This window comes from Agathobaculum sp. LCP25S3_E8, from assembly GCF_052117165.1.
GTDB lineage: Bacteria > Bacillota > Clostridia > Oscillospirales > Butyricicoccaceae > Agathobaculum.
The window spans coordinates 1-340 of the sequence record NZ_JBQKJR010000191.1; the positions used below are offsets into that span (position 1 = coordinate 1).

Here is a 340-nt window from a genome sequence, read left to right on the forward strand (position 1 = left end):
CCAGCGTCAGCAGAATACTGATTGCTTTTTTCTTCATTTCTGTTTCCTCCTTCATAATTGGCGTGTGGTCAAAAGTTTTGATGGGATGGAACATCCTATCATGAAGGGGTACCCCTTCATGATTCCTTTTCACTTCGATGGGCCCCTGGCCCATGCCAGCAGCATGTCCTTCACGTGTGACAGCTCCTTCCAATAGTCGCCGGTACGGTTGTTTGCCCATACGAGCCCCTGCGCGTACCGTTCCGCCATGCCCAGCATGGTCAGGGTGATGGTGGTGAACAATTCCTCTTCCGGGAGATCGGTGCGGATGCTGCCGTCCGCCTTGGCCGCTTCATATTTC

The 340-nt window shown here is 53.2% G+C and carries 1 pseudogene; it reads right to left on the reverse strand.

From position 1 onward, the window contains the following. Positions 1-129 precede the first annotated feature (129 nt). A pseudogene (locus ACTQ34_RS18215) lies at positions 130-340 on the reverse strand (hypothetical protein); the annotation flags it as partial.